We start from the raw sequence: 2,330 nt of genomic DNA on the forward strand, positions 1-2,330 counted from the left end.
AGCTCGCTGGGCTCATAACCCAGAGGTCGCAGGTTCAAATCCTGTCCCCGCTACTAAAGACGAAGGCCCGGATTCATCGAATCCGGGCCTTCGTCGTGTTCGCGTGCGGGATGTCGTCCACGCACGACGACCGGCCGGGGTTCCTCACCGGCCGGTCGTGTTCGCGTGCGGATGGATCGAGCGGTGGTGATCAGGCGGTGGTCGTCGCGCAGTTCGGGCAGAGCCCGCGGTAGGTCACCTCGACGCCCGAGACCGTGAAGCCGAAGCGCTCCTCGTCGGGCAGGTCCGCCAGCGGATTGCCGGTGGGGTGGACGTCCCGGATGGCTCCGCAGTTCCCGCAGACCAGGTGGTGGTGCGGTCGGCGGGCGTTCGGGTCGTACCGCTTGGCGCGGCGGTCCGTGGAGACCTCCAGGACCTCGCCCAGCGACACCATCTCGCCCAGGGTGTTGTAGACCGTGGCCCGCGAGATCTCGGGCAGCCTGTCCACGGCCCTCGCGTGCACCTCGTCGGCCGTCAGGTGCACGTGTTCGCCGTCGAGGACCTCGGCGACCACGCGGCGCTGCGCCGTCATGCGCCAGCCGCGTCCACGGAGTCGTTCCAGCAGGTCACTCATGAGCCCAGCTTATCAGCGAGCAGGTCAAATCCTGAACGGGTGTGACATTGGATGTTCACTTGACTTGGACAATGTCCATTGTAGGATCGATCCCAGTTCGGCAGAAGCCAAGGGATCGGCCGTGCGCGCCGCCGGGAGACGGCGGGTGCGCGGCGCACATCACGCAGGAGGCGCACGTGACGCAGGGACCGCTCACCACGGAGGCCGGAGCGCCGGTCGCCGACAACCAGAACAGCGAGACGGCGGGCGTCGGCGGTCCGGTACTCGTGCAGGACCAGGCGCTGCTGGAGAAGCTCGCCCACTTCAACCGGGAGCGCATACCGGAGCGCGTGGTGCACGCCCGCGGCGCCGGCGCGTACGGCACCTTCACGCTGACCCGTGACGTCTCGCGGTGGACGCGCGCCGCGTTCCTCTCCGAGGTCGGCAAGCAGACGGAGACCTTCCTCCGCTTCTCCACCGTCGCGGGGAACCTCGGATCCGCCGACGCCGTGCGCGACCCCCGCGGTTTCGCGCTGAAGTTCTACACCGAGGAGGGCAACTACGACCTCGTCGGCAACAACACCCCGGTGTTCTTCATCAGGGACGCCATCAAGTTCCCCGACTTCATCCACACCCAGAAGCGCGACCCGTACACCGGCTCGCAGGAGGCGGACAACGTCTGGGACTTCTGGGGCCTGTCGCCCGAGTCGACCCACCAGGTCACCTGGCTCTTCGGCGACCGCGGGATCCCGGCCACGCTGCGCCACATGAACGGGTACGGCTCGCACACCTACCAGTGGAACAACGAGGCCGGCGAGGTCTTCTGGGTCAAGTACCACTTCAAGACCGACCAGGGCATCAAGAACCTCACCACCGACGAGGCCAACCGCCTCTCCGGCGTCGACCCCGACAGCCACCAGCGCGACCTGCGCGAGTCCATCGAGCGCGGTGACTTCCCGTCCTGGACCGTGCAGGTGCAGGTCATGCCCGCGGCGGACGCGGCGACCTACCGCTTCAACCCGTTCGACCTCACCAAGGTGTGGCCGCACGAGGACTACCCGCCGGTCGAGATCGGGAAGCTGGAGCTCAACCGCAACCCGGAGAACATCTTCGCCGAGGTCGAGCAGTCCATCTTCAGCCCCGCTCACTTCGTGCCCGGCATCGGCCCGTCCCCGGACAAGATGCTCCAGGGCCGCCTCTTCGCGTACGGCGACGCCCACCGCTACCGCGTCGGCATCAACGCCGACCACCTGCCGGTGAACCGCCCGCACGCCACCGAGGCGCGTACCAACAGCCGGGACGGCCACCTCTACGACGGCCGTCACGCCGGCGCGAAGAACTACGAGCCGAACAGCTTCGGCGGTCCGGCCCAGACCGGCCGGCCGCTCTGGCAGCCGGTCCCGGTCGACGGCGCCACCGGCAACCACGTGACGCCGCTCCACGCCGAGGACGACGACTTCGTGCAGGCGGGCAACCTCTACCGGCTGCTCTCCGAGGACGAGAAGGAGCGCCTGGTCGAGAACCTCGCCCAGTTCATCGCCAAGGTCTCGCGCGACGACATCGCCGAGCGCGCGGTGGACAACTTCCGCCGGGCCGACGGCGACTTCGGCAAGCGGCTGGAGGACGCGGTCCAGGCCCTGCGCGCCTGATCACCGACCGGCGCCCATGGCTGTCCGGTATCGGCGCCGTGGAGCTGGACCAGGAGCATGCCGTGCCCTGCGCCGCGGGGGTACTCGGT

At 68.7% G+C, this 2,330-nt stretch carries 2 protein-coding genes; one reads left to right on the forward strand and one right to left on the reverse strand.

The window, feature by feature from the left end:
* Positions 1-190: 190 nt before the first annotated feature.
* Positions 191-613: a Fur family transcriptional regulator gene (locus ACWD3D_RS36210; RefSeq protein WP_451464910.1), complete on the reverse strand. Its 423-nt coding sequence runs from the start codon at positions 611-613 to the stop codon at positions 191-193.
* 158 nt (positions 614-771) lie between these two features.
* Here ACWD3D_RS36210 and ACWD3D_RS36215 point away from each other — a divergent pair, with 158 nt between their 5' ends.
* A complete protein-coding gene (locus tag ACWD3D_RS36215) occupies positions 772-2,241 on the forward strand; it encodes a catalase (protein WP_451464911.1) in 1,470 nt (489 codons plus the stop codon).
* The last annotated feature ends 89 nt before the right edge of the window (positions 2,242-2,330 follow it).

It is taken from the genome of Streptomyces sp. NPDC002690 (assembly GCF_053592415.1).

What these genes read in the sequence shown, in the direction of transcription:
- ACWD3D_RS36210 (WP_451464910.1), bottom strand. Translation starts at nt 613, where the DNA reads ATGAGTGACCTGCTGGAACGACTCCGTGGACGCGGCTGGCGCATGACG.